The following is a 1,742-nucleotide window of genomic DNA, read 5'->3' on the forward strand; positions in this document are numbered from 1 at the left end:
CCTTCTTGGGATGGTTTGTTATAGTAAGGAACAATCGCAAGACCAGCCGCAAAACCGCCAAACTCTGCTACCTCTTTGACGAACTCAATAGAGTCACGTGTATCATTAGTACCAACACCAGCGATTAAAGGAACTCGTCCGTTGACAACCTTTTGAACAGCCGCAAACAACTGCAACTCCTCATCGTGAGTTAGAGTCGGACTCTCAGCAGTTGTCCCTGCTAGGAGGATTCCGTCTGTATGATGTGCTAATAAATGTTCAATCAACTTTGGAATGGCATCGAAATTGATAGAGCCATCTTCATGAAAAGGAGTAATAAAGGCTGTGATAATTTTACAATCTTTTAAATCTTGATAAGACATACAAAACACCTTTCTATTTTAAAGAAGGAGTTCAAAAGAACTCCTACACATTATTTCAATTCAAATTTTAATTCAGCTGTTGGGCGAACCAATCCACGTTCGTGAAGTGTTTCTGCGATTTGAACTGAGTTCCAAGCGGCACCTTTAAGAAGGTTATCAGAAACCACCCACATATGAATACCTTTTTCTGCATCCAAATCTTTACGGATACGTCCAACGAAAGTATCACGTGAACCAACAGCATTAACTGCTTGAGGATAGATTTGGTGAGCAACATCATCTTCAAGAACTGCACCTGGGAATGCAGCAATAGCTGCTTTCACTTCTTCGATTGGTGCTACTTCTTTTGTTTCAATATAGACTGACTCAGAGTGAGCTGACAAAACTGGAATACGTACACATGTTGCTGATACGGCAATGCTATCGTCTTCCATGATTTTCTTAGTTTCATTGGTCATCTTCATCTCTTCATAAGTGTAGTCATTATCAGTGAAGACGTCAATTTGCGGAAGAGCGTTGAAGGCGATTGGATAGTGTTTCTTATCGCCACCTGAAGGCAGGATTTCCGCATGCAAATCACGTGGATTCACACCGTCATTCAAGACTTCACGAAGCTCACGTTGGGTTTCAAGAATTGCTCCCATACCAGCACCTGAAACTGCTTGATAAGTTGAAACGATAATACGGTCCAATCCCCATTTTTGACGAACGGGCTCAAGAGCCACCATCATTTGAATTGTTGAACAGTTAGGACAAGAGATAATTCCGTTGTGAGCATCAAGGGCGTGGGCATTCACTTCAGGAACAACCAATGGTACATCTGGATTTTGACGGAAATAAGAAGTGTTATCTACGACGACTGCGCCTGCCTTAACAGCATAAGGTGCATATTTTGCAGAAGTTGATCCACCAGCTGAGAAAAGAGCAATATCAACCCCTTCAAAAGCGTCTTCTGTTGTTTCTTCGATGGTCACATCTTGACCTTTGAATTGCAAAACCTTTCCTGCAGAACGTGCAGACGCAAGGTAACGAATCTTATCGATCGGAAGAGTTGATTCTTCCAACATTTTGATCATTTGAGCACCAACGGCACCTGTAGCGCCGACAACAGCAACTGTGTATCCCATAACAAACCTCTTTCGGAATTTTCTAAAAATTTCTATAATATAAACATTATACTACTTTTTACCAAAATTGAAAAGTCTTTTTCCTATCTATTTTCTGAAATTGACAAGAAAAGGCGGTGGGACAGAAATCGATAGACAGAGTCTCGATTTCGTAGTCCCAGCCCCGCGAGGATGATTAGGAGCTTTTTGGAGTCTAAAAGACGAACAAAAAGTTCAATCAGCTACCGCGTCAAAGTTTGATTGCTAATAAAAA

The 1,742-nt window shown here is 41.2% G+C and carries 2 protein-coding genes; both read right to left on the reverse strand.

Translation table 11 applies throughout. The features are described from left to right. Window positions 1-362: dihydrodipicolinate synthase family protein (locus HMPREF1116_RS09195; protein WP_000121595.1), on the reverse strand; the 362-nt coding region annotated here is incomplete at its 3' end. Between the two features lie 50 nt (window positions 363-412). After that, complete coding sequence (locus tag HMPREF1116_RS09200; RefSeq protein ID WP_000542499.1) at window positions 413-1,489, reverse strand: aspartate-semialdehyde dehydrogenase; 1,077 nt, start codon at window positions 1,487-1,489, stop codon at window positions 413-415. Between the last annotated feature and the right edge of the window lie 253 nt (window positions 1,490-1,742).

It is taken from the genome of Streptococcus sp. SK140, assembly GCF_000259525.1.
In the GTDB taxonomy this organism is placed as follows: domain Bacteria; phylum Bacillota; class Bacilli; order Lactobacillales; family Streptococcaceae; genus Streptococcus.

What these genes read in the sequence shown, in the direction of transcription:
- HMPREF1116_RS09200 (WP_000542499.1), bottom strand. Translation starts at nt 1,489, where the DNA reads ATGGGATACACAGTTGCTGTTGTCGGCGCTACAGGTGCCGTTGGTGCT.